General features: G+C 62.6%; 21 protein-coding genes. 7 read left to right on the top strand and 14 right to left on the bottom strand.

Going from position 1 to position 23,490, the window contains the following annotated elements; genetic code table 11:
• Nucleotides 1-27: 27 nt before the first annotated feature.
• Genes ACWA13_RS10010 through ACWA13_RS09985 form a run of 6 tightly spaced genes read right to left on the bottom strand, consistent with a single transcriptional unit; the run spans nt 28 to nt 5,886 of the window.
• Complete coding sequence (locus ACWA13_RS10010) at nt 28-906, bottom strand: dihydrodipicolinate synthase family protein (RefSeq protein WP_463933712.1); 879 nt, start codon at nt 904-906, stop codon at nt 28-30.
• Nucleotides 903-2,027 (bottom strand): sialidase family protein, encoded by a 1,125-nt coding sequence (locus ACWA13_RS10005; RefSeq protein ID WP_463933710.1) that lies wholly within the window; start codon nt 2,025-2,027, stop codon nt 903-905. Before ACWA13_RS10005 ends, ACWA13_RS10010 begins: the two co-directional genes overlap by 4 nt.
• Nucleotides 2,024-3,577 (bottom strand): tripartite tricarboxylate transporter permease, encoded by a 1,554-nt coding sequence (locus ACWA13_RS10000; protein ID WP_463933708.1) that lies wholly within the window; start codon nt 3,575-3,577, stop codon nt 2,024-2,026. Before ACWA13_RS10000 ends, ACWA13_RS10005 begins: the two co-directional genes overlap by 4 nt.
• A complete protein-coding gene (locus tag ACWA13_RS09995) occupies nt 3,574-4,149 on the bottom strand; it encodes a tripartite tricarboxylate transporter TctB family protein (RefSeq protein WP_463933706.1) in 576 nt (191 codons plus the stop codon). The genes ACWA13_RS10000 and ACWA13_RS09995 overlap by 4 nt, the downstream gene beginning before the upstream one ends.
• Before the next feature lie 2 nt (nt 4,150-4,151).
• Nucleotides 4,152-5,135: a tripartite tricarboxylate transporter substrate binding protein gene (locus tag ACWA13_RS09990; protein ID WP_463933704.1), complete on the bottom strand. Its 984-nt coding sequence runs from the start codon at nt 5,133-5,135 to the stop codon at nt 4,152-4,154.
• Between the two features lie 58 nt (nt 5,136-5,193).
• On the bottom strand, nt 5,194-5,886 hold the full coding sequence (locus ACWA13_RS09985) for a GntR family transcriptional regulator (RefSeq protein WP_463933702.1): 693 nt from the start codon (nt 5,884-5,886) through the stop codon (nt 5,194-5,196).
• A 428-nt stretch (nt 5,887-6,314) separates the two neighbouring features.
• On the opposite strand from ACWA13_RS09985, the gene nrdH reads away from it, so the two are divergent.
• From nrdH to nrdF, 4 genes are all read left to right on the top strand, one after another.
• Entirely contained in the window at nt 6,315-6,560 is a 246-nt protein-coding gene (nrdH, locus tag ACWA13_RS09980) for a glutaredoxin-like protein NrdH (RefSeq protein WP_463933700.1), read from the top strand.
• Nucleotides 6,561-6,629: 69 nt separating this feature from the next.
• The gene (gene nrdI / locus ACWA13_RS09975; protein ID WP_463937902.1) at nt 6,630-7,097 is read left to right on the top strand and encodes a class Ib ribonucleoside-diphosphate reductase assembly flavoprotein NrdI; all 468 of its coding nucleotides are present in this window, start codon (nt 6,630-6,632) and stop codon (nt 7,095-7,097) included.
• Between the two features lie 47 nt (nt 7,098-7,144).
• Nucleotides 7,145-9,265, top strand: coding sequence for a class 1b ribonucleoside-diphosphate reductase subunit alpha (nrdE, locus tag ACWA13_RS09970; protein ID WP_463937901.1), 2,121 nt, complete (start codon nt 7,145-7,147; stop codon nt 9,263-9,265).
• A gap of 106 nt (nt 9,266-9,371) precedes the next feature.
• The gene (nrdF, locus tag ACWA13_RS09965; RefSeq protein WP_463933698.1) at nt 9,372-10,346 is read left to right on the top strand and encodes a class 1b ribonucleoside-diphosphate reductase subunit beta; all 975 of its coding nucleotides are present in this window, start codon (nt 9,372-9,374) and stop codon (nt 10,344-10,346) included.
• 680 nt (nt 10,347-11,026) lie between these two features.
• Here nrdF and ACWA13_RS09960 read toward each other — a convergent pair.
• Entirely contained in the window at nt 11,027-11,890 is an 864-nt protein-coding gene (locus ACWA13_RS09960) for an SAM-dependent methyltransferase (protein WP_463933696.1), read from the bottom strand.
• 299 nt (nt 11,891-12,189) lie between these two features.
• Here ACWA13_RS09960 and ACWA13_RS09955 point away from each other — a divergent pair, with 299 nt between their 5' ends.
• A complete protein-coding gene (locus tag ACWA13_RS09955; protein WP_463933694.1) occupies nt 12,190-13,293 on the top strand; it encodes an LCP family protein in 1,104 nt (367 codons plus the stop codon).
• 55 nt (nt 13,294-13,348) lie between these two features.
• Here the strand turns inward: ACWA13_RS09955 and ACWA13_RS09950 are convergent, their stop codons facing one another.
• From ACWA13_RS09950 to ACWA13_RS09935, 4 genes are all read right to left on the bottom strand, one after another.
• Nucleotides 13,349-14,290 carry an alpha/beta fold hydrolase gene (locus ACWA13_RS09950; protein WP_463933692.1) on the bottom strand — a complete coding sequence of 314 codons (942 nt, stop codon included), beginning with the start codon at nt 14,288-14,290 and terminating at the stop codon, nt 13,349-13,351.
• A gap of 76 nt (nt 14,291-14,366) precedes the next feature.
• Nucleotides 14,367-15,134 (bottom strand): SCO1664 family protein, encoded by a 768-nt coding sequence (locus ACWA13_RS09945; protein ID WP_463933691.1) that lies wholly within the window; start codon nt 15,132-15,134, stop codon nt 14,367-14,369.
• Entirely contained in the window at nt 15,134-15,679 is a 546-nt protein-coding gene (locus ACWA13_RS09940) for a DUF3090 domain-containing protein (RefSeq protein ID WP_463933690.1), read from the bottom strand. The genes ACWA13_RS09945 and ACWA13_RS09940 overlap by 1 nt, the downstream gene beginning before the upstream one ends.
• A 5-nt stretch (nt 15,680-15,684) precedes the next feature.
• The gene (locus ACWA13_RS09935) at nt 15,685-16,401 is read right to left on the bottom strand and encodes an MSMEG_4193 family putative phosphomutase (RefSeq protein WP_463933689.1); all 717 of its coding nucleotides are present in this window, start codon (nt 16,399-16,401) and stop codon (nt 15,685-15,687) included.
• Between the two features lie 570 nt (nt 16,402-16,971).
• On the opposite strand from ACWA13_RS09935, the gene ACWA13_RS09930 reads away from it, so the two are divergent.
• Nucleotides 16,972-18,846: a S8 family serine peptidase gene (locus ACWA13_RS09930; RefSeq protein ID WP_463933688.1), complete on the top strand. Its 1,875-nt coding sequence runs from the start codon at nt 16,972-16,974 to the stop codon at nt 18,844-18,846.
• Nucleotides 18,847-18,968: 122 nt separating this feature from the next.
• Here the strand turns inward: ACWA13_RS09930 and ppk2 are convergent, their stop codons facing one another.
• Nucleotides 18,969-19,874 carry a polyphosphate kinase 2 gene (gene ppk2 / locus ACWA13_RS09925; RefSeq protein WP_463937900.1) on the bottom strand — a complete coding sequence of 302 codons (906 nt, stop codon included), beginning with the start codon at nt 19,872-19,874 and terminating at the stop codon, nt 18,969-18,971.
• Nucleotides 19,875-20,140: 266 nt separating this feature from the next.
• Between ppk2 and ACWA13_RS09920 the strand changes: the two genes are divergently transcribed.
• Entirely contained in the window at nt 20,141-21,415 is a 1,275-nt protein-coding gene (locus tag ACWA13_RS09920) for a multidrug effflux MFS transporter (RefSeq protein ID WP_463933687.1), read from the top strand.
• Between the two features lie 139 nt (nt 21,416-21,554).
• Here the strand turns inward: ACWA13_RS09920 and ACWA13_RS09915 are convergent, their stop codons facing one another.
• On the bottom strand, nt 21,555-22,067 hold the full coding sequence (locus ACWA13_RS09915) for a 2'-5' RNA ligase family protein (RefSeq protein ID WP_463933685.1): 513 nt from the start codon (nt 22,065-22,067) through the stop codon (nt 21,555-21,557).
• Nucleotides 22,068-22,070: 3 nt separating this feature from the next.
• A complete protein-coding gene (locus tag ACWA13_RS09910; RefSeq protein ID WP_463933684.1) occupies nt 22,071-23,456 on the bottom strand; it encodes a dihydrolipoyl dehydrogenase family protein in 1,386 nt (461 codons plus the stop codon).
• Nucleotides 23,457-23,490 lie beyond the last annotated feature (34 nt).

Raw genomic sequence — 23,490 nt, 5'->3', positions numbered from 1 at the left:
GCCTTTTGTCATGCGCTCGCGGTGGGTTCAGGAATTGGTGGCGGCGGCAGAGCGCAGGTCGTTGCGCAATGATTCGTCTATTGCGGCCATGGGCATCCGGGAGGCCCATTCGCCATCGACGTTGACCGATACTGCTTCTTTCAATCGAATGATGGATGGGCCGGCAATGCGGACCAGTTCCATGACGGTTTCCTGCAGTGCCTGTGCTTCGTCGCTGAGGCCGTCGCTGTCCTGGGGTGAGGCATCAAGGGCTGCTGCGAGGCGGCCGAACGTCTGGGGGAATGCCGCTGAAACGCCTGAGACGACGCCGGTCCCGCCATTTTTGAGTACCTGCGGCAACGTGGAATCATCACCGGAGTAGACTTCCTGGCCGGGGCCGATTTCGGCTGAGTAGGCCACCAGGTCCTGGGTGGCAGCGCCGGAAAGCTTGACGCCACGCACGCCGGGCAGGGCCATAATCTCGCGGAAGGCGCCGGTGGAAACGGTGATGCCGGTGCGTTCCGGAAAAAGGTACACATAGTGGTCGATCCCGGGCAGGGCGGCAGTAACTCCGCGGAAGAACTCCACCACTGCAGCATCGTCGGCGGGCAGGTAGTAGGGGCTTAGGGTTGCCATGCGGGTGATGCCCAGTGCGGCGGCCGCCTTGCCCACCCGGACCACCTGGCGAAGACTTGGATGCCCGATGTGGGCGATGACCCGTTCCGTACCGAGCACCAGGCAGGCGCGGCGGAAAGCCTCGATCCGTTCCTCGTCGTCCAGTGCGGGGAATTCTCCGGTGGTTCCGGCAACCAGCGCACCGTGCACATGGGGTGCGATGTGCTGCAGCAACGCGTCGTAGGAGTCCCACTCAATGGCGCCTTCGGCGGTGAAGGGAACGGGGATGGCGCTGATGATCTGCGCGGTCATAGGGAAACCTCTCGGTGGTCTTCAGGGTTGATGAGCAGATTTAGGGGTAGGGAAGCGCAGGCGATGGCGGTGCGCTGCCAGGTATAGGTGATGATCAGGTCGTTCCCGAGCGCAACAGCCGCCGGGTAGGAGTATTCCCCGGTTCCGTCGGTCCGGACGCCTTGATCGCGGGGCTGGAAACCGGTCCCGGATCCGCCGGGCAGGCTTGGTTCAAACCCGTCCAGGGGAGTCCGGCCGTCCTCGACGACGGCTGCCTGGTGCCAGGAGCGTCCGTCGGCGGATACGGCAACGGCCAGCGGACACCGGGAGCCCCAATTCCCGCTGGTGGGGTTGTACACGCAGGCCAGCGGGCCGTTGGGCAGGCGGACCACCGTGAGTCCGCTGTTGTTATTGGGCAGGTTGCTGGGCTGGGCCGGCGTGAAAGTCCGTCCGTCGTCGCTGGAGAAGGACACGAAGGCGCGGCCCTCGGAGGACCTCATCAGCGCCCCTATAGAGCCTCCTCTGGCCCATAGCGCCGGCTGGATGACGCCTGCGCCGGTCACTTCCTCCCGCCGCAGGGGAATAGGGGACTTTGTCCAGGTGCGGCCGCCGTCCAACGAGCGGTCAACGAAGCTCTCCCAGACGGCGCCGGCTGGATTCCAGTCCTCCGAGGATCCCGGGGCCAGCCAGGTTCCATCGTCAAGCAGGACTGGAGGATTTTTGACGGGACCGCGCCCGCCTGCATCGCCCGGAACCAGCTCGCGTGGCTCGCTCCAGGTTGAGCCGCCGTCCGCACTGGTGCAAACCCATGTGGCCCAGGACGATATCCGGTTACCCCGCTTATAAAAGAGCCAGATGTCGCCGTCGGGAGCATAGGCAAGGACCGGATTCCAGTGCGCTTTGTCCGCCGTCCCCGTGATGATGCCGGGTTCGCTCCAGATTCCGCTTTCGTTCCGGACGGCGCCCCAGATCCGGTTGTCCGCTGTGCCTTCTTCTGTCCCGGCGAACCAGGCGCATAACAGGCGGTTCCCGACGGGGAGGACAGTGGATGCATGGCACTGCTTCCACAGCCGGCCGTTTCCGTGGTCGGGTGAAGCTACCCACTCACGGGTGACTTCCGCTGTGACGGTGGATATACTCACCGGCGTTCCTTCACCGGGCCGGCAGCCTCGCGCCGGGTCCGCTCCGCGAGGCGGTCCTCAAGGGAACCTGCGCCCTCGCCTTTACGGGCTCCACGGACCTTGGCCACGATGGGAACTATCAGTGACACTGCAGCGAGCAGCAACAGCACCAGGGAAATGGGGTGGGTCACAAGGATGCCAGGACCGTCAATGAGAAGTGCGCGTCGCAGGTTTGATTCAGCCAAAGGACCCAGGAGGAGCCCCAGCACCACGGGCCCGGCGGGGAACCCGGTGCGCTTCATCACCAGCCCAACGGCGCCGGCGATAAGCATGACGATCACCGTGTACATGTTGTTGGTCACGGTGTAGGTGCCCACGAGGCAGAAAATGAGAATGGCTGACCAGATGTAGTGATTGGGCAGGTCCATGAGCTTGACCATTCCGCGCATTCGCACCAGGCTCACCACCAGCGAGACGACGGTGGCGATGATCATGATGGTGGCGATTGAGACCACGAGGTCCGGATTGTTGGTGAACAGCTGGGGTCCGGGCTGCAGGCCCCAGATCACCATCGAACCGATCATGACTGCCATCACGGAGTCGCCCGGAATACCCAGCGCCATCGTGGTGGTAAGGGACCCTCCCAAAGTTCCGCTCGAAGCGCTGTCCGCGGCCGTGATGCCCTCGATGGAGCCCTTGCCGAACTTGTCCTTATCCTTCGATATGGCTCGTGCCCGGTCCCAGCCGATCAAACCGGCGATGTCGCCGCCCGCAGCCGGAACGATACCCGTGAAGATACCAATACCGGTGCCTACTGCCATGGGCTTGCCCATCTGCCGGTATTCGGTCTTGTTGGGCCACCAGCGTCCCAGCGAGGAGATCGGCTTGATCTTGTGCTGGTGGTGGGTCAGCATCTGGTCGAAGAGTTCCGCGATTCCGAACAGGCCGATGATTACGGCGATGAAGTCCAGACCGCCGGAAAGGTCGTTGAGGCCGAACGTGAACCGGCGGTCCCCGGTAATCGGGTCCCGTCCGATCGTGCCCAAAGTCAGGCCGACCAAGCCGGCGAGCAGTCCCTTCACAATCGACTTGGAGGAGATGGAGATCATGATGGTCAGGCCAAACACCACCAGGGCAAACATTTCCGGCGGTCCGAAGTTCAGGGCCAGGGCCGCCACGGGCTGCGCCGCAACGATGAAGACAAGGATCGAGGCGAGGATGGCGATGGTTGACGCGATCGAGGAGACCACCAGCGCCAGGCCGGCGCGCCCGTCCTTCGCCATGGGGTAACCGTCAAAGGTGGTGGCGATGGCTGCGGGAGTACCGGGCGTGTTGACCAGGATGGCGGGGACCCGGTCCCCATAGTTGGCGCCAACGTAAATGCTGAGGAGGACGGCAAGGCCCTGCACGGGTTCCAGGGTCAGCGTGAATCCGGAGGCAAGCGCTACAGCCATGGATCCGGTAACACCCGGAAAGACACCCACCAGCGTTCCCACCGCGAGCCCGACCGCCAGGCACAGCAGAGTAATCGGATCGGTGACGGCGCTGAGTCCGGTTTCCAGGGCATTCATAGCGGCACTCTCAGGAATAGGTTGAACAGGGCGTAGATCAGTGCTGCCATGACCACGGGATAGATCACCAGCGCACGGATGCCCCGGCCCCCGCCAATTGCTGTCACGGCTGCGATCAGCACCGGGGCCGTAAAGACAAAACCAAGGAGCGGCCAGACCACAAGGAACACAACGGTGGCTCCGATGGTCAGGAGCAGCCGCAGCCAGCCGCTCCTCGTGGCGCTTTCAAGATCGGACCGGGGCTGCGGCGGACGGGTAACAGCGGTGATGAGCAGGATGATGGACAGTCCCAGGCCCAGGCCGCCAAGCAGCCGGGGCCAGGACCGCGGAGTCATTCCGGGCTGTTCCGCGCGGAGTTCGATGGCACCTGCAAGCAGGAAAACTGCTGCCGTAAGGCCGACGGCGGTTGCGGCCACTGCAATCTCCAGCAGCCGTGAGGGGCGGGCGGAGGCAGAGGCATCAGATGTCTCCGCCTCCGCGCCCACGTTGGGGAGGCCAGTTTGCCCCGCGTCTGAGGGCGGCTGAACGGCGGCCTTGCTGCCCCGGCGGCGTTTGAGGGGACTGGCGCTCATGATCAGCTCTTCTTCAGGAGCTTGCCGAAGCGCTCGTACTCGCTGTCGATAAAGGACGTGAATTCCTCAGGGGACTTGTAGACCGGAAGCGCTCCGCCCTTGGAGATGGTGCTGACGAAGCCCTCGGACTGGGCCGACTTCTCGATGGCGGCAGCAAGGGTTTCGCGGACGTCATCCGGAAGGTCCTTGGGAGCGTAGACGCCGCCCCAACCGCCGAATGTGAGGTCGTAGCCCAGTTCCTTGGCGGTGGGAACATCCTTGATCAGCGGGTGGCGCTCGTCGTGGAGTACGGCGAGGGCGCGGAGTTGACCGGCGTTGTGTGCCGCTGAGGTTTCGGAGGTTCCGCCGACGGCGCCGTCCACCTGGTTGCCGATTACTGCTGCAACAGCGGGAGCACCGCCATCGAACGGTACCGGCACCACCTGAGCGCCGGTGGCATCAGCGAGGCCGAGTTCTGCTGCTTCCCAGATTGAACCCGGGCCGGAGTTGGCCATCTTCACCGGGGTGTTCTTGGCGGCATCCACCAGTTCACCCAGGGTCTTGTAAGGGCTGTCGTTGGGAACGGAAACAACTCCGGGGGCGAGCATGATCTGGCCGAGGAAGTTGTAGTTGGCAGGATCCACATCGAAGCCCTGGTGGCCGAGCATGGAAATCTCCACAGGAACGAAGCCGATGGTGTAGCCGTCGGGCTTGGAGTCGGCAACGTACTGCATGGCCGTTGAACCGGAGGCTCCGGGACGGTTTTCGACGATCACCGAGACGCCGAGTTCTTTTTCGAGCTCCGCGGCGAGGGCCCGGGAGGCGAGGTCGGAGCCGCCACCCGCAGCGGCCTGGACGATGAAGGTGATGTCTTTTTCGGGGTAATTGCTCTCGCTGGTGGCACCGCCACCTGCGGTTCCGCCCCCTCCGCCTCCACTACACGCTGTCAGCGCGAGGGCTGCCGCGGAGAGGACACTGGCCAGGGTGAGACTACGGGATGCTTTCATGATCCAACTTCCTTGTTGTATGCAATGAGGGGTTGTGTGATGGCTTTCAGCCGGTGGTTCAGCTTTCGTTGTGGCGCCTGCTGAAGGCCTTGGTCAATCGGTCGCGGGATCCCTGCAGATGGAGGCGGAGCAGGTCCTCCGTCTTTTGCAGCTCTCCTTCGCGAAGAGTGGTGTAGAGGTCAAGATGGTCCTGGTAGGTGGGTTCGAGGTCGCGGTCTTCAGCGTTGGTGAGCTGCAGCATCACGGAAAAGGTGGGTTCATATTGCTTCCACATGCTCTCCAGCCGCCGGCTCCCACCCACGGTGTAGAACGCTGAGTGAAAGTTGAGGTCGGCCCGCGCAAAGCCCAGGGAGTCTTTGGCTTGTGCCCGGTCTTTCATTTCCCGCAGGCTCTGCTCCACTGGTTCCCAGAGCACGTCCTCAGAGTTTGTGTGCGCCAGTTCGATGGCCTTCACCTCCAGAAGTTCCCGCAGTTCGTAGAGTTCCTCGACGTCGTCGGGGCCCAGTCCTACAGCGAAGACACCCCGACGCCGGCTCTCAACGAGGCCTTCAGCCTCGAGCTGGCGGAAGGCGTCACGAACGGGTCCGCGGCTAACACCGAAGCTGGCCGAGACCTGGGCCTCCACCAGGTGTGTGCCCCGGGGAATTTCACCGGCAACAATTGCATGGCGCATCTGCGAGACGACCTGGGCGCCAAGACCCTGGGCCTGGGAGATGGGGCTTCCCCCTGTAGTGAAAAGCAGGTTCGTCATCGTTGACTACTTCCCTCGATTGTTGCGGCCTGCGCCTCGGCTCGGAGGTGCCCGCGAAACTTGGTTTACGGTAAACCGTTTACTGTTTACCAAATTAGAACGTGATCTGCGTTACGTCAAGGGTTGGCCGGAAAGGAGGCTGCGGCGTCTCCCACGACACGCCGCAGGGCGGCGACACGCGCAGGGAAAAACTGTGTCTAACTACTCCACAGGGTGTGGACGGCGGGGGCTGGATTGCCGGAAATACGGGCAATTTGCCCGCGCCTGCCTGTGGATTAAAAGTGCATAAAATGACATACTTGTAATACATCATCTAGGGGTTCCATCCGTCGGTCTGCACAAGATGTAGTATCAACTTACGGATTGGGCGGAGCGGAAGTTAGCTCCTCCTGGAAGAGAAGAAGACGTCGAAAAAGGGGAATGGAATCATGACCGTCACGGTTTACACGAAGCCGGCTTGTGTTCAGTGCAATGCAACGTACCGCGCGCTGGATAAGAAGGGCATCGCCTACCAGAGCGTTGATATTTCGCAGGACGCTGAGGCCCTGGACCGCCTTAAGGCTCTCGGCTACATGCAGGCTCCGGTTGTTGTGACCGATCAGGACCACTGGTCCGGATTCCGCCCGGACAAGATCGAGGAACTGGCCCTTGCTTCAGTTTCCTCCGTCGCCTAAAGCCTTCCCCAACTTAATCGTCGGGCACCATAACAAGCAGCTGAGGTGACTCTTGTGGCAGCACTGGCAATGACCGGAGCGCCGGCAGGATCTCAGCTTTCCGCAGGCCCGCAGGTCACGGAAAGCCAGCTCATCTTTTTCACTTCGTCGTCCGGGAACACCGGCCGGTTTGTTAGCAAACTGGGCCGAGACGCGGCACAGATCCCCCTTTATTCCAAGGACGCACCGCTCCTTGCCAGCAGGCCCTTCGTTCTGGTGGTGCCTACATATGGCGGAACCGGGGGAGAGGGATCGGTACCCAGGCAGGTCATCCGGTTCCTGAACAACCCGCGGAACAGGCAGCTGATCCGCGGTGTCATCGGAGCCGGAAACACCAATTTCGGGGACAACTACTGCATGGCCGCGGACATCATCGCCGCAAAATGCCGGGTTCCCCGCCTCTACCGCTTTGAACTAATGGGCACGCCAGAAGACGTGGCCCGCGTAAACCAAGGATTGGATACGTTTTGGACACGACTGTCTCAGACACAGAAGTAACCAGGGCCCACGGCACTGTCTCAACTGCCGCCGTCGAAAAGCCGGAGATGCCCGCCGCCTACAAGGGCCTGGGTTATCACGAGCTGAACGCGATGCTGAATCTGTACGGCCCCAACGGCGAGATCCAGTTTGAGGCTGACCGCGAGGCCGCCCATCAGTACTTCCTGCAGCACGTTAACAACAACACCGTGTTCTTCCACGACCTGGAAGAGAAGCTCGATTACCTGGTGAAGAACCAGTACTACGAGCGCGAAACCCTCGACCAGTACACGATGAACTTCATCCGCGAGCTCTATAACCGCGCGTACAAGAAGAAGTTCCGCTTCGAAACGTTCCTGGGCGCGTTTAAGTTCTACACGTCCTACACGCTGAAGACGTTTGACGGCAAGCGTTTCCTGGAGCGCTACGAGGACCGCGTGTGCATGGTTGCCCTGCACCTGGCCCGTGGTGACGAGCAGCTGGCGCTGCAGATGGTGGACGAAATCATCGAAGGCCGCTTCCAGCCGGCTACCCCCACGTTCCTGAACGCCGGCAAGAAACAGCGCGGCGAGCTGGTTTCCTGCTTCCTGCTCCGGATCGAAGACAACATGGAGTCGATCGGCCGCTCCATCAACTCCGCCCTGCAGCTCTCCAAGCGCGGCGGCGGCGTGGCCTTTGCTCTCACCAACATCCGTGAAGTGGGCGCGCCCATCAAGCAGATCGAAAACCAGTCCTCCGGCGTCATCCCCGTGATGAAGCTCCTCGAGGACAGCTTCTCCTACGCCAACCAGCTTGGTGCCCGCCAGGGCGCCGGTGCGGTGTACCTGCACGCACACCACCCGGACATCTACCGGTTCCTGGACACCAAGCGCGAGAACGCCGACGAGAAGATCCGCATCAAGACCCTCTCCCTCGGCGTCGTCATCCCGGACATCACCTTCGAGCTGGCCAAGCGGGATGAGGACATGTACCTGTTCTCGCCGTACGACGTCGAAAAGGTCTATGGCATGCCGTTCTCTGACGTCTCGGTCACCGAGAAGTACTACGAAATGGTGGACGATTCCCGGATCAAGAAGACCAAGATCAAGGCGCGCGAGTTCTTCCAGACCCTCGCCGAGATCCAGTTCGAATCCGGCTACCCGTACATCATGTTCGAGGACACCGTGAACCGGGAAAACCCGATTGACGGCAAGATCATCATGTCCAACCTGTGCTCGGAGATCCTCCAGGTTTCCCAGCCCACCACGTACAACGATGACCTGTCCTACGCGGACACCGGCAAGGACATCTCCTGCAACCTGGGTTCGCTGAACATCGCCAAGACCATGGACAGCCCGGACTTCGGACTGACCATCGAGACGGCCATCCGGTCCCTCTCTGCAGTGTCTGACATGTCCAACATCACCTCGGTGCCGTCCATCGCCAAGGGCAACGACCAGAGCCACGCCATCGGCCTGGGCCAGATGAACCTGCACGGCTACCTGGCGCGTGAGCGGGTCCACTACGGCTCCGAAGAGGGCCTGGACTTCACCAACATCTACTTCTACTCGGTGGTGTACCACGCCATCCGCGCCTCCAATAAGCTGTCCATCCAGACCGGGCAGACCTTCGGCGGGTTCGAGAAGTCCAAGTACGCCTCGGGTGAGTTCTTCGACAAGTACACGGAGCAGGAATGGGTTCCGCAGACCGAGAAGGTCAAGGAGCTGTTCAGCCACATCCACATCCCCACCCAGGATGACTGGCGTGAGCTGAAGGCTTCGGTCATGAAGTACGGCATCTACAACCAGAACCTGCAGGCCGTGCCGCCCACCGGTTCGATCTCCTACATCAACAACTCCACCTCCTCGATCCACCCGGTGGCGTCCAAGATTGAGATCCGCAAGGAAGGCAAGCTGGGCCGCGTGTACTACCCGGCTCCGTACCTCACCAACGACAACCTGGAGTACTACCAGGACGCGTACGAGATCGGCTACGAGAAGGTCATCGACACCTACGCTGCTGCCACCCAGCACGTGGACCAGGGCCTGTCCCTGACGCTCTTCTTCAAGGACACCGCCACCACGCGCGACATCAACCGGGCCCAGATCTACGCCTGGAAGAAGGGCATCAAGACCATCTACTACATCCGTCTCCGCCAGCTCGCGCTGGAAGGGACCGAGGTAGAGGGCTGCGTTTCCTGCATGCTCTAGTCCCGTTGGTCGAGCTTGTCGAGACCGTGTGAAGTACGACGGCGGGTTGCCGCCCGCCGTCGTACGCTTAACTAAGAGAAACCCACCCAACTTTTTAGGGGAAGACATGACCGAGAAGGTCAAGCTGCTCAGCCACGTCGAGGCAATCAACTGGAACCGCATCCAGGACGACAAGGACGTGGACGTCTGGAACCGTCTGGTCAACAACTTCTGGCTGCCGGAGAAGGTGCCGCTGTCCAACGACATCCAGTCCTGGGCCACGCTCACTCCGGATGAACAGCAGCTCACCATGCGCGTGTTCACCGGTCTGACCCTGTTGGACACCGTGCAGGCAACTGTCGGCGCCGTTTCGCTCATTCCTGACGCGTTGACCCCGCACGAGGAAGCCGTCTACACGAACATCGCGTTCATGGAGTCGGTGCACGCCAAGAGCTACTCGTCGATCTTCTCCACGCTGGCTTCCACCAAGGAAATCGACGAGGCCTTCCGCTGGTCCACCGAGAACGCGAACCTTCAGAAGAAGGCGCAGATCGTCATGGATTACTACCAGGGCGATGACCCCCTGAAGCGCAAGGTGGCCTCCACCCTGCTGGAAAGCTTCCTGTTCTACTCGGGCTTCTACCTGCCCATGTACTGGTCCTCACGCGCCAAGCTGACGAACACGGCCGACCTGATCCGCCTGATCATCCGCGACGAGGCCGTGCACGGCTACTACATCGGCTACAAGTTCCAGAAGGGTTTGGAAGGCCTGTCCGAGGAACGCAAGCAGGAGATCAAGGACTACACCTTCGAGCTGCTCTTCGAGCTGTACGAAAACGAAGTCCAGTACACCCACGATCTCTACGACTCCGTTGGCCTGGCCGAGGACGTCAAGAAGTTCCTGCACTACAACGCCAACAAGGCCCTGATGAACCTGGGCTACGAGGCGATGTTCCCGGCTTCCGTCACCGACGTGAACCCGGCCATCCTCTCCGCGCTGTCCCCGAACGCTGACGAGAACCACGACTTCTTCTCGGGGTCTGGTTCGTCGTACGTGATTGGCAAGGCTGTCAACACCGAAGACGAGGACTGGGACTTCTAGTCTTCTCGTTTTTGTGCAACTTAGAGCGGCCCCTGAGAAGTATGCGGGGGCCGCTCTTGCTGTTGGGCAGGGTTTTCCTCGTCCGCTAAGGGTCGTCAATGCACTAATTCGTCATCTTCGTCATCTGGGGCGTCGCCAGCAAGGTGCGGTCGTGGACGTTGAGCCAGTTGCCGACAGGAGCTGTCGTATGCACCCTTCCGCCCGGGATAGGTGGCCTCCGCTACCTAGCATGTGGAATTCCGGGGGAATCTTAGTTCTCTCACTCGTTAACCGACTTGGGCGAAGGTCTGGGTTACTACAATGGCCTTGCTGTGCGGCCCCAACTTTCTGGTGTCGGGTTAGACCTGGGCGGCCACAACAACCACGTTGCACTGCCTTGCGACGAGCACCGTCACCCGTGAACACGTTCTAAGGAGAACTTTCGATCTGCAGGTTCAGCTTCGCAACGTGGAGCGGGCAGCAGCAGGCTGGTCGAGGAGGGATGAGGGAGAACTACTGCTGCGCCGCCGACGCGCCGCGACTGGCTCGCAGTGGGTGAGACTAGGTTCCGGAAGCTCCGGACATCCTGATTGCACTGAAGTCCGGCCTCCCCGAGATGCGCAGTCCAAGCGAAGTTGTTTTGGCCGACAAGGCGCCCGCTGCGGGGTTGCTGACCAAACCTGCTCCCACTGGCAGAGTACCTATACCTTGTTGTGCGACGGAACTGCGTCGCCCGCCTTCGTCAGCGTGAATATCCCGTAGCGCATTGCACCGATGCGGTAGGCCAGGATCAGGCGGGGGAGGCTCAGCATGAAGACGCGATTGCGTGCGCGGAGGGTGAGGCGGCGGGTCTCGCGATCGAGGACCAAGGATTTCAACAGTCGCAGCGCGCAGATCGTCCACGTCAGCGCGACGCGGTGGCTTACATCCTCATAGCCGGTAATGGCAAAGCCCGCTGCCCTTGCCATCGCCTCGTATTCCTCGCGCGTGCCCATCGAGGGCAGGCGTCCTTCACGGCAGATCGGCTCGAGCAGGTGGCGGACCTTCCAGCCACTGGCATCAGATCCGGCGAGCCACGCGCAGATGACGAAGCGGCCGCCGGGCGTCAGGACCCGATGCGCCTCAGTGAAGAACCGAGGCTTGTCCACCATGTGCTCACTGGACTCGATTGCCCATGCGGCATCGGCCGAGGCATCGGGCAGCCCGTTGGTGAGCCAGTCGCGGAGTTGGATGTCCACGTCGGGTACAGGATGCTCGGCGGCGTAGCGGACCTGCTCAGCGGAGAGCGTGAAACCTGTAACGCGGACCCCGTGTGTCACTGCGAGCTGCCTTGCCGTGGAGCCATAGCCGCAGCCGATATCGACGCACGACTCGCCGTGCCTAAGGCCCAGCCGGTCACCGACAGCGTCAACGAGTGCCTCAACGGCCTCGACAGGCGTCTCGCGACCCGTTGCCCACAGCCCGTGATGGACATGATCGCCCCACAGACGACGATAGACGGAATCGAGCTCGTCGTAGTGATCCGCGACGGCGATGGCGTCCTGCGAAGTATTGGGAACGATCACGCCCTCACCCTACAAGGCTGATGCATGCCATCGGAAGGCTGTGGCACGGAATCAGCGGCAGTGCCGGGCTCTTTGTCTGCACCTCCTTCGGGCCACTTGGGGGTCCAGCTGTCATGGTTCAAGAATGCAGAGTTTGCCGGCACGTACTTGCAAACTAGCCCGCCAAAAAGTGATACACCGACCCCGTAGGTGACAGTTTGGATACGCCTGTAGCCAAGGGGATGCCTGGAGGCGGAAACTTATGCCACCAGGACAGCCTGGGGGCGGCACGCCGACGTGTGAGCACCAAAGGGGACACCATGAGTACACCCGCTTCTGATCCATCCGGCTCCCGCCCGCACGCATTCCGCTGGTTGCCGCATGGCCGGCGCCGCTGGATCGCCGGGTTGCTGGCACTGGCACTCGTGGTGGTGGCCGTCGTCGCGATCTTCAACCTCAATGCCAATCTCAACCGCACCGGCACTGAAGCGGTGCCGGTTGCCACGCAGGACCCGTCACCGACGGCCACGCCGTCCGAGACTCCCTCCGAAACGCCGCCGGCGCCCCCGCCCCCGCCGCCTCCGCCGCCGCCCATTCCGGAGCTTCCGGCCGAGGCGATGAACATCCTGGTGGTTGGCAGCGACAGCCGCGGAAACGCACGCGACGAGGCTGCGCACACGGCAAACACCGGTCAAGCGTCGGACCATCGCTCGGACACACTGATGGTGGTCCACGTACCGGCCGACCGGCGGAGCCTTTCCGTCGTATCCATCAACCGCGATTTGTGGGTGGATATCCCCGGCTATGGCGGAGCCAAGATCAACGCAGCACTGCAGCTCGGCGGCCTGGATCTGGCGCGCCGCACCGTGGAGCAGTTGTTTGGTGTTCAGGTCAACCACACCCTGATGATGGACTTCAATGGCTTCCGCGCGCTGATCGACGGCCTGGGTGGACTCGACGTCGACGTGACGGTGCCGTTCCAGTCCACACACGATACCCAGCAGTACTTCCCACCGGGAGTGAACCATTTGTCCGGTCAGGCCGCCCTGGAGTTCGCCCGCGAGCGGTACGCGTTCTCGGACGGCGACTTCCAGCGGGTCCGTAACCAGCAGACGCTGCTGAAGGCCATCCTCTCCCGCTTCACCTCCAGCGGCGGCTTGCACGATGTTACGGTGGTGCGGTCACTGGTCGATTTTGCAGCCTGCTGCCTCACTGTCGACGGCGGCTTCGACCCCGTTCAGGCGGCCATCCTCGCTTACAGCCTGCGGAACCTTGATCCCAACGCGATCGGCACCATGACACTTCCGACGGCGGGAAGCGGCTTCATCGCCGGCCAGTCGGTTCTGCTTCCGGACTACGGCTCCATCAACGCGGTAGGCGCGGCGCTGCGGGAAGGCCGGATCGGCGAGCTTGCCCGACCATAGGAGCGGGATGTTCACGCCTCTTGTGGAGATGCAGGAAGTCAAAAGGTTCGCTGGATCAGGGGGAGTGCAGACTATCGAGCAGCTGTTGCACCCGCTCCGGCTGTTCGACGTGCGCGAAGTGGCCGCAACGTTCAATGGTGGCGGTCTGGAGGTGCGGAATCATGCTGCTTAGCCGGCTGAGGTCAGACGGCGGGGTAAACACGTCGCTGTCTCCCCGGATGGCGAGCGCCGGGCAACGGATGTCGTGCCAAAGGCTGAAGTCGTAGCAGGCTGCGGCCCGGGCAGCAGCTGAGAAGCTGGCCGGCCTGGCGTCATGGCCGAGCCTGCGGATCACGTCCGGGGAAGCGACGGTGGGGTCAGCGAAGAACGGTGACATCAGCGGTCCCATGACGGGGGTGGCACTCACGGCCCGTACCAGCGCTGACCCTGCCGGGCCAAGGGCGGCCAGGGCACGCATCAGCAACAGCATGCCAACAAATGGCGGATTCTTGAACAAAGTGCGCAGCGGGATTTGGGCCGCCTCCGCAACAGCGAATGTTGTTGCCGAAATGGTCGCTACGCTGGCCGTTCGGTCAGGCGATGCCGCGGCCATATGCAGCGCCAGGAATCCGCCCATCGAGTGGCCCACCAGGTTCCATCGCGGGTAGTTGAGCGAGCTCAGTATCCCGGAAACAGCCTGTGACGTCGCGTCAAGGCTGAGATTTTTCAACCGGGCGCCTTGGGTGGAGTCGCCCCAGCCCGGCAGGTCAATCAGCACCCGGTCCCGCACCGGCGTCCCGGAAAGCAACGGGCGGAAGGTGGCCCAGGTTCCCGCAGCACCATGCAGGTAGACGTCCGCCACGCTGGAGGGAAGTGACCGGTTACCGCTGCCTCGCTGCACACGCACCATGCAGGGACCCAGATCGGTGGGAAACACCTGCTGCGTCATAACGGCCGCTTCCGGGACGGCAACTTCCTGCTCAACGATGCTGATCAACTCCTGCGCCTCGGGCTTCACCTTTTATTCGTAGCCGCATGCCTAAGGGACGGTGTCCGTTCGTTAATGGCCCTTATTCGCCTGAGGACGTCATTCCTCAGAACAGCGGCCAGGGCACCGCGGGCATCTCACCGCTCGGGGCCGGAAATTGCCCTGCCATACGCAACGTTTCACAGCGCGCCGAGAGCGAATCGATTTCTTCGGCGCTGAGCAGGTCCGCCAGGTTTCGGCCCAGCTCGCCGTGCAGTCCTTCGCCGACACGATCGATGCCGTCGAGTTCCTCAGCCGTCAGTGCCTCTCCCAGCCATCCCCACAGCACCGTGCGCAGCTTGGGGTCGCTGTGGAAGGCAAGCCCATGGTCCACACCGTGCCGGTGACCGTCGGCCATGGCAAGGATGTGATCGCCTTTGCGGTCGGCGTTGTTCACGACGACGTCGAACACTGCCATGCGTCTGAGAGCCGGCGTGTCCTCGTGAATGAGGGCGACCATCCGTCCCTTCTCATCCTGACCCTCGAGGACGTGTTTCCAGCCGGTCTCCGGTACGTCTCCCATCGCTACGAGGTCCACCGCGTTCTGGTCGGGGTCTGTCACCTGCCAGAGCTGCACCATTCCTTCGCCGAACGGACCGTCGCGCAGCCAGGTGCGTGGCACGACGTTCCAGCCGAGGACCTCCGAGACCAGAAAGGCGGCAACCTCCCGGTGGGCAAGGAAACCGTCGGGAAAATCCCACAGCGGTTTCTCGCCCCGTATCGGCTTGTAGACGACCGTCGTGCCGCCGATGCTGCCGACGAAGGTGGCGTTTGACGCCGTCGTGATGCGGCCGGTGAGAGTCAGCTCGGCAGTCAGCAGGTCGGGCGCCGGCATCAGGCCTCGGGAAGGGTGCAGATGTGCCCGTCGGCGTCGATGGGCTGCCCACAGATGGCGCACATCGGACGCCCGGCGCCCACGACCTCACGGGTGCGCTTGGCGAAGGCCCGGGCGGTGCCAACCGGCATGCGCACCCGCAACACTTCGGAGGCGTCATCGTCGTCATCAGGGAAGGCGTCGTCGGGCTCGAGAGCGGTGATCGGGTAGGCCTCGATGACGATTTGCGCCGTCGTCGGATCCCATCCCAGGGACATGACCCCGGCTCGGAACTGTTCCTCGACTGCCTCGAGCTGGTCATTGTCGACAAGCTCAATGGGAGTACCGGTGGGAACGCTGAAGGGGTTGCCGTCGAGGGTGATGAGCTGATCGAGAACTTCGTCGATCTTTTCGGCGAGCTGGGCCGACTGCTGCTTTTCCAGGGCGATGCTGACAATCTGCTTCCCTGTGCGCACCTGCAGGTAGAACGTGCGCTGTCCGGGAATGCCGATGGTCCCAACGACGACCCGGTCAGGCCAGGCGAACTCGTGAACAGTTGTAGGCATGGGAACTATTTTAGGCTCATCGTGCTGGGTGGCGCCGTGTGCCCTGCGCCACCGCCGACCGGCGCATCGGCGGAGCCGGTGCTGTTGGACAGCCATGAGAGGTCGCCGGCGTCGGTATTGGTGGCGTAGACGCTCGGCCGGCTGCCACCGTAGCGCACGATCGATGCGGAGGCGGGGCCCACGTTGATTCGCTGGAACAGGTCAAGGTGCATGCCGAGCGCGTCGGCGAGGATGGACTTGATGATGTCACCGTGACTTACCGCCACCCACACGGCTCCTGGCCCGTACTCGGCTTCAAAGGCCGCATCGTGGCGTCGGATCGCAGCCACCGCACGAGCCTGCATCGCTGCCATGGATTCACCGCCGGGAAAGACGACGGCGGACGGCTGCGCCTGCACAGCCGACCACAAATCCTCGGTCGCGAGATCACTGAGCGTGCGGCCCTGCCACTGACCGTAATCACACTCGGTGAGATCGGGATCGACAGTGATATCGACCGGCGTGCCGGCCTGACGGTGGAGGATGAGCTGGGCGGTCTGCTGACAACGCTCCAGGGGGCTCGAGACCACCCCGACAACAGGCACGGCCGCAAGCCGGTCACCGGTCACGGCCGCCTGCTCACAGCCAACCTGATCGAGGCCGACGCCAGGGGTCCTGCCAGCCAGCAGTCCGGTAGCGTTCGCTGTGGTGCGGCCATGCCGCACGAGGATAACTGTCGCCATCCACCCAGCCTAACCACCAAGCTAGCCCGAACCCGCCTGCTGAGTAACAGGCGTCGGGAGTGTGCCAGAAGTGATGGAGCACCGGTTCGGGTGACAGTTGGATACGCCCACTTTTCCAGTCACGCGAACAGCGGCTACGGCCCCGTTCAGTGCATGAAGCCACTCGTATCCCTGCCGCGCTGGTATTTACCGCACCGCGTGCAGTGCCTGTAGCGGCCACCATCCTCGGTAGTTTCTATGCGCCAATGGTGATTAAAGTTCAGTTTGCAAAGCAGAATCTTGAGCATGGCGTTCTCCCGTTCTGAAGCATGCCTGCAGGTAGAACTTAGCGGCCTGCTTCACAAGTTTAAGCCCACCCCTTATCGCCCGCCCGAAGTTTTGTTACCCGGATGGGTCGCTACCTGCGTTGCTCACGATTTTGTGCCGCTATATTGATGACTGTCTCTGAGCATAATTTCAGGGGAGTGCGTGGCCACAATGGCTCACAAAGTATGGGCCAGGGATTTATGAGGCTGCGCTGCGTGATCATACGGCTTCCACCCATAAGCCGTTTCAGCAGAAGGCAACCGCATGAAGATGGGTCTTTCCTACGCCAAGGCCGTTAGCTCGGCTTTACTTGCTTCCACAGCTCTGTTTCTGTTCCCGGCTGTTGCTCATGCTGAGCCCGCGACTGAGGCCCCAGCGGCCCCGGACGCTACGTCTTCCGCTGCTTCTCCGGAGGGAGAGCGAAGGTACATCGTCCAATATGGCGAGCACGCGAATTCCGAGGCTGAGTCTGCTTCGCTGGAGCAGAAGGGAATTGAGGTCAAAGAAACTCTTTCCCACGCAATAAAAGCTTCAGTAGTCGTAGCTACCCCGGGGGAAATAGAGAATCTGAAGAACTCCGACGTCGTAGCCTCCGTGGAGTTCGACACTCCCGTTTCGGTTTTTGGCGCTACGTCCCTTTGGGGCCTTGACCGGATAGATCAACGATCAGGACGGGACGGTCAATACTCCATCGGCGACGAAGGAGCCGGGGTTCATATTTACGTCATTGATACAGGCGTCAACACCTACCATACGGACTTCTCCGGCAGGGTTCCCACCGGCTGGACCGGAGTTCACGACGGCAGGGGATACCAGGATTGCGGAGGTCATGGCACGCACGTGGCAGGAACCGCGGCCGGAACGACGTACGGCGTGGCCAAGAAAGCGCAGATCATTCCCGTGCGGGTGCTGCAGTGCGACGGAAGCGGTTGGTCCTCGGAAGTTATGGCAGGAATCGACTGGGCAATCTCCCATCACGTCGCCGGTCAGCCTGCCGTCATGAACCTCAGCGTGGGTGGTTTTACCAACAGTTCATTCGACGAAACCGTGCAAAGTGCCGTCAATGACGGAATTACGGTCGTGGCAGCGGCCGGCAACGACGGATTGGATGCCTGTGGTGCATCTCCTGCCAGGGTCCCATCGGCTATCACTGTGGCGGCCACGAACATTTATGACGCGCAGGCACCGTGGTCCAACTACGGCGCCTGCGTAGATGTGCAGGCGCCCGGAACCTTCATCAGGTCGGCCTGGATCAACTCGTCCACCGGATACAACACGCTGGACGGTACTTCCATGGCTGCTCCGCATGTTTCCGGCGCAACTGCCATCCTGCTGTCCCGCGACCCTGGGCTGAGCCCCTCGCAGGTCCACCGGACTATCATCACCAACGCGACGACGGGGCTGATCACGGCCAACAAAGGTGCAACTCCCAACCGGTTGCTGTTCATCCCCGCTCCCACTCCCGCACTTCCCTCTTGTTCGGATCTGCGACCCGGTGATGCGTGGGCCGGCGTGAGCCTTCATTGCGGACTTCAGGGCACAGCCGGTTCCGCCGCTTCTCCTCCTGAAGAGTTGATAACGCCCACTGAAGATCCGGCGGCAACTGCCGTCGAAGCGCCTGTCGAAGCGCCTGTCGAAGTGCCTGTTGAAGTGCCGGGCCAGGCTCCCGAAACCGCTCCTGCGTCCCCTCCGGAAGTTGCAGCTCCCATTGAGATGCCCGCCCCCGCTCACGAACTTGAAGAGCACGCCTCAGTTCCACACCCTGAACCTGCGCACATTCCGTTGTCCGCCGAGCAGGTTCAAGCCGCTTCCCCCCGTAGCATCGCTGGAGCCGACACCGGGATGCAGGACGCAGCGGTTGCCCCCGACGTTATAGCCCCTGATGCTGTGGAGGATGAGGAGCCCCGGCTACGCGCGGCGGCGAACCAGTCGGGAAGCACAGCCGTGAGCTCATCTTCCGTCCCGGCGGCCGGTGGCGCCGATGCTATCGTCGCCAATGGAGCCGCGGTCGAAGACGCCACGGAGCTCAAGACCGTCGCCGGAACAGACAATGTCGCCTGGACTGTTATTGCCGCGCTGGTTCTTGCGGCACTCCTGATTGCATTCGCTATCATGAGTCGCCGAGCGAAGTTAGGGTAAGCCTGGATCTGGACGAGGGCCGACGTGCAGCGGTGCTGGGCCACGCCCGGCAGGTCTTCGCCTACAACGGCGCCCTCTGGATCGGCCGCCGCGCGGCCGCGGGTGTGGAGCGGACCCGCCTTTCAGGAGGGTGTGGCGAAGGCCTGGTCATGCTCGCCGTCCTCGAAAATGCGTGATGCAGGCCCAACTATGAGGCCGTCAGGCGCACCGACGAGCTCTGTGTCCTTGTCCCCATAATCGAACAGGTGCAGGACGTGCCGCATCGCTTCGACCCTTGCCCGCTTTTTGTCATTGCTCTTGACCACTGTCCATGGCGCCCAGTCCGTGTCCGTCGCCAGGAACATCGATTCCTTGGCCGCGGTATAGGAATCCCACTTATCCAGCGAGGCCAGGTCCATGGGGGAGAGCTTCCATTGCCGGACGGGATCCACCTGGCGGATCGCGAACCGGGTCAGCTGTTCGGTCCGCGAAACGGAGAACCAGAATTTAACGACGTCGATGCCATCGTTGGTGAGGACCTGTTCGAAGGCGGGGGCCTGGCGAAGGAAGCTGTGGTATTGGTCGTCGCTGCAGAACCCCATAACGCGTTCAACTCCTGAACGGTTGTACCAGGAGCGGTCGAACATGGTGATTTCACCTGCCGCCGGCAGATGGGCCACATAGCGCTGGAAGTACCACTGCGACTGTTCACGCTCGCTGGGCTTTTCCAGCGCCACAACGTGCGCGCCGCGCGGGTTCAGGTGCTCAGTGAAACGCTTAATTGTTCCGCCTTTGCCGGCCGCGTCCCGTCCTTCAAAGAGGATGACGACGCGGCGGCCCGTGGATTTGATCCACTTCTGGAGTTTGAGCAGCTCGATCTGCAGCAGCCGCTTCTCCATTTCGTACTGGTCCCTGGTCATCCGCTCGGCGTATGGGTAGCCCTCGCGCCATGTGTCCACCGGCGTGCCGTCCGGCGAGATGAGGACGGGGTCATCGTCGTCAGTGTCGAGCACGGTAAAGCCATGGCGGGAGAGGTCCAGTACGTTCACGACGGTGACGTTACGTCCCTGCGATGATTGGACGGTTAACGTGAAAGCCACGAATAGTCCACGGCCACCGGAGCGGCAGCGTCCACCTATGGTCGCAAGTCCATGCCCGAAGTCACCCTCTTGACCAGGCATGGCTCCCTTTCGCCATATAGCGGGCGCCCGTTCGGGAAGGCTCCGTCGGGGTATTACCATGGCTTCAGCTGAACCGCCCAAGCCACACGGCGGACCCATACCGTGGGTGCTTCTACAGACGTTAGGTTTGCCGCGTGACAGATCGGTCCCAACTCCGCACCACGGATAAGCAGTCACCGCGAAGCCTGAAGTACATCCTCATGCTTGGTGCCCTGGCCGCGCTCCCGGCCGTCACCACGGACATGTACCTGCCCACCCTGCCCGCCGTGGAGGCTGATCTCCGAACGTCACAGACCGCCGTCCAGCTGACGTTGTCCGGAACCCTCGTCGGGGCCGGCATCGGCCAGCTGGTGATCGGCCCGTTCTCGGACCGGTTCGGACGCCGCCTGCCGTTGTTCATTGGCATATCGCTGCACGTGGTTATCTCGTTGTTGTGCTCCATAACGCCGAACATCGAAACGCTGACAGGGTTGCGCGTGCTGCAGGGATTCTTCAACGCGGCAGCTGCCGTCGTGGCGCTCGCCGTGATCCGTGACCGCTTCGTTGGTTCGGCTGCAGCACGGCTGATGTCCCGGCTGATGCTGGTGATCGGCGTCGCACCGCTCCTGGCTCCCACCGTGGGCCAAGCCATCGCCGGGCTATGGAACTGGCGTGCCATTTTCTACGCTTTGGCGATCATCGGAGTGGTCCTGGTGGTGATCGTCTGGAAGTTTATGCCGGAGACGCTGCCGCAGGACCGACGCAGTCCTGGCCACCCCAGACATGTCGCTGGAGCCTACTGGGCGCTGCTACGGGACAAGCACTTCATGGCGTTGGCGGTCATCCCCGGGCTTGGGCTTGCGATGATCATGAGCTACGTGGTGGGTTCCCCTTTCGTCTTCCAGAATGAATACGGCCTCACCGCCCAGCAATTCGCCCTCGTCTTCGCGTTTAACGGCGCCGCGCTGGTCCTTTCGGCTCAGCTGAATGCCGCCCTGGTTCGGAAATTCGCTCCCGTCAACCTCCTGCGCACCGCCCTCCTGGTGCAGTTGGGCTTCGCCCTGCTGCTGCTCGTAGTGGTAGCGACTGGGGCCGGCGGCCCGTTCGGCCTGATCGCAGGTCTGTGGCTGGTCCTGTCAGCCCAGGGCATGATTCCGGCAAATGCCTCCGTGCTTGCCCTGCACAACTACGGCCACATGGCGGGCACAGCGGCAGCGGTTATCGGGGCCCTGCAATCCGGTGTCGCCGGGCTCGTCAGTCCCCTGGTGGGGGTTCTGGGCGGAAATGCGCTGTCAATGATCACTGTCATGATTGGCTGCTGTCTCCTGGCCGTGATTGTGCTTGCGGCAGGGACTCCTGCCTACCGGAAAGGCGGCTGGCCGGAGCACACGGGACGGCATGATGACCGGCAAGTTAGTTCCGGCGATTAGTGAGATCAGCCTTTGGCGGTTCTGCCCGACGCTGGTACCCGGTTGAGACGGCCGTGACTGTTGGGCCTGCCTGGCAGAATCCTCAGGCAGGTTCCCGACCGGCTGGACGGAAATTCCTCTTCGGCGAGTGCCGTGAGCGTTACGCTCCGGCGCCGCCGAGTGCGGTCAAGGTCCTGGTGCTGCTGTCCCACAGCCTGGCTCCTGAACATTGCCCGCCGGTCCTGGCGTCCAGGGCATCAAGGGCCGCGCCCAGCCGGTGGCCGGGGACGCGTCGCGCCAACGTAACGTGCGGGGTCCAGGCATCTGGCTCCGTATGAGCGAAGGCGCCGGTGCAGTGCCCGTGCAGAGCAGCATGCAGCGCCAGCAGAGTCCGCGACATTACCACCGCCCGTGCCAGCACATACTTGCCCCGTCCCGCATCAAAAACAACAACCCCGGCAAAACGGACGTCAAGCGGCAGGCCGTTGTCCCACAACTCCAGTACACCGGGTCCAAGTCTCAGCTCGGCTCCCGCGGCTAAGGTGATGTGGGGGCTGTTGCCGGGGGAGGTATGGGCAGCCAGGCTGGGCAGGTTCAACTGCGCCAGCCGTGCCCAATCAGCCCTGATCTGGTCATCAAGGGCCGCCTCGAAGGTCAACTCAACGCTGCGCATCCATCACCAGGACTCTTTCCCGGCTCCCCGGACCAGCTTCCGTGCCGCGTGGCCGATGATGGAGCTGTACGTGGGGTAGGCGAACTTCACTCGGGCAAGGGTGGCTACGTCCGTGCCGGCCGCCATTGCCGACGCCACCGCCTGGATGACCTCCACCGCATTCTCACCTACCGCATGGGCGCCGAGGATCAGCTCCCCGCGCCGGTCCGTGACCAGCTTCAGGAAACCCTCTTCCCGGTCGTCGATGATGGGCCGTTCCACCGATCCATAGGGCACGACGACGACGCCGCACTCAGCGTCGCGTTCCTTCGCCTTCGCTTCGGTGAGGCCAACGCCGGCGTAGTCGGGATCGGTAAAGCCGCCCTCTGGCAGCAGGTGGTGTGGGCTGGTCCGGTGCGCGCCCAGGACAGCGTTTTCAGCGGCCGTTTCACCTTCAAACACCGCGGCCTGCACCAGCATGGAGGTCCCGTTCGCGTCGCCGGCGACAAAGATGTGCGGCACGTTGGAGCGAAGGTAGTTGTCCACGGGAATGGCGCCCCTGCCGGTGGTGACACCTGCCGCCTTGAGGCCGAGACTTTCCATGTTTGCCGGCCACCCTGCAGCCATAACGACGGCGTCCACCTGTGCCGACTGCGCGCCGTCCTCCCGCTGCCAGCGGACCTCGAGGCCGCCGTCGTCGTGTTTTTCAATGCCGTCCACCCCGCCGATGCCGACGTCGACACGCACTCCCCGGGAACGGAAACCGTCCGTAACTGCGGCGGAGACGTCGTCATCCTCTGTGGTGAGGATGCGCGGTGCGAGGTCCAGCAGGGTGACGTGGGACCCAAGGGCATCGAAGATGGTGGCCAACTGTGCGCCCGTATGGCCGCCGCCAATAATCGCGAGGGAGCGCGGCAGGTCAGGAAGATCCAGGATTTCGTGGGGGAGTACGGCAAGCTCAGCGCCGGGAATGGGCAACCGGCGGGCACTGCCACCCACACAGAGGATGATTGACGAGGCGGTGACCACGCGTCCGTCGATTGAGACTTCCTGCGGGCCTGTGAATGCCGCATCCCCTTCCAGAAGCGTGATTTTCAGCCGCTGCATGGTGTCGCCATACGCTTTCGCTTCCAGGACGCGGTCCACGGTGGCGCGGACCCGGCGCACCAGTTGCGGCCAGTCCACGGAAGGCTCGTGCAGCACAATCCCGTAGTCCCGGGCGGTACGCACCTCCCGGTACAGGCGTGCGGTCTTGGCCAGCACCCTGGTCGGCACGCAACCGGAGTTCACGCAGGTGCCACCCAGGCGTGCACGCTCCACGACGGCGGTCCTTGCTCCCAGCTCCGCTGCCCGCGTTGCCGCGGCCATACCTGCCGGTCCCGCTCCGATCACCAGCACGTCAAAATCCATATCGGCCTCCTTGGCTTCCATCCTGCCCCAATCA

It is taken from the genome of Pseudarthrobacter sp. TRD_SC_9 (assembly GCF_055361265.1).
Note: the sequence above shows the minus strand (reverse complement) of the source record. Positions and strands in the feature narration are given on the sequence as shown.

Excerpts from the sequence above, each read along its gene's own strand:
- ACWA13_RS10000 (WP_463933708.1), bottom strand. The coding sequence starts at position 3,577 with ATGAATGCCCTGGAAACCGGACTCAGCGCCGTCACCGATCCGATTACT.
- nrdF (WP_463933698.1), top strand. The coding sequence starts at position 9,372 with ATGACCGAGAAGGTCAAGCTGCTCAGCCACGTCGAGGCAATCAACTGG.
- nrdI (WP_463937902.1), top strand. The coding sequence starts at position 6,630 with ATGACCGGAGCGCCGGCAGGATCTCAGCTTTCCGCAGGCCCGCAGGTC.
- nrdH (WP_463933700.1), top strand. The coding sequence starts at position 6,315 with ATGACCGTCACGGTTTACACGAAGCCGGCTTGTGTTCAGTGCAATGCA.
- ACWA13_RS09915 (WP_463933685.1), bottom strand. The coding sequence starts at position 22,067 with ATGCGCAGCGTTGAGTTGACCTTCGAGGCGGCCCTTGATGACCAGATC.
- ACWA13_RS09945 (WP_463933691.1), bottom strand. The coding sequence starts at position 15,134 with ATGCCGGCGCCCGACCTGCTGACTGCCGAGCTGACTCTCACCGGCCGC.
- ACWA13_RS09990 (WP_463933704.1), bottom strand. The coding sequence starts at position 5,135 with ATGAAAGCATCCCGTAGTCTCACCCTGGCCAGTGTCCTCTCCGCGGCA.
- ACWA13_RS09935 (WP_463933689.1), bottom strand. The coding sequence starts at position 16,401 with ATGGCGACAGTTATCCTCGTGCGGCATGGCCGCACCACAGCGAACGCT.
- ACWA13_RS09985 (WP_463933702.1), bottom strand. The coding sequence starts at position 5,886 with ATGACGAACCTGCTTTTCACTACAGGGGGAAGCCCCATCTCCCAGGCC.
- ACWA13_RS09940 (WP_463933690.1), bottom strand. The coding sequence starts at position 15,679 with ATGCCTACAACTGTTCACGAGTTCGCCTGGCCTGACCGGGTCGTCGTT.
- ACWA13_RS09955 (WP_463933694.1), top strand. The coding sequence starts at position 12,190 with ATGAGTACACCCGCTTCTGATCCATCCGGCTCCCGCCCGCACGCATTC.
- nrdE (WP_463937901.1), top strand. The coding sequence starts at position 7,145 with ATGCCCGCCGCCTACAAGGGCCTGGGTTATCACGAGCTGAACGCGATG.
- ACWA13_RS09995 (WP_463933706.1), bottom strand. The coding sequence starts at position 4,149 with ATGAGCGCCAGTCCCCTCAAACGCCGCCGGGGCAGCAAGGCCGCCGTT.
- ACWA13_RS09930 (WP_463933688.1), top strand. The coding sequence starts at position 16,972 with ATGAAGATGGGTCTTTCCTACGCCAAGGCCGTTAGCTCGGCTTTACTT.
- ACWA13_RS10010 (WP_463933712.1), bottom strand. The coding sequence starts at position 906 with ATGACCGCGCAGATCATCAGCGCCATCCCCGTTCCCTTCACCGCCGAA.
- ACWA13_RS09910 (WP_463933684.1), bottom strand. The coding sequence starts at position 23,456 with ATGGATTTTGACGTGCTGGTGATCGGAGCGGGACCGGCAGGTATGGCC.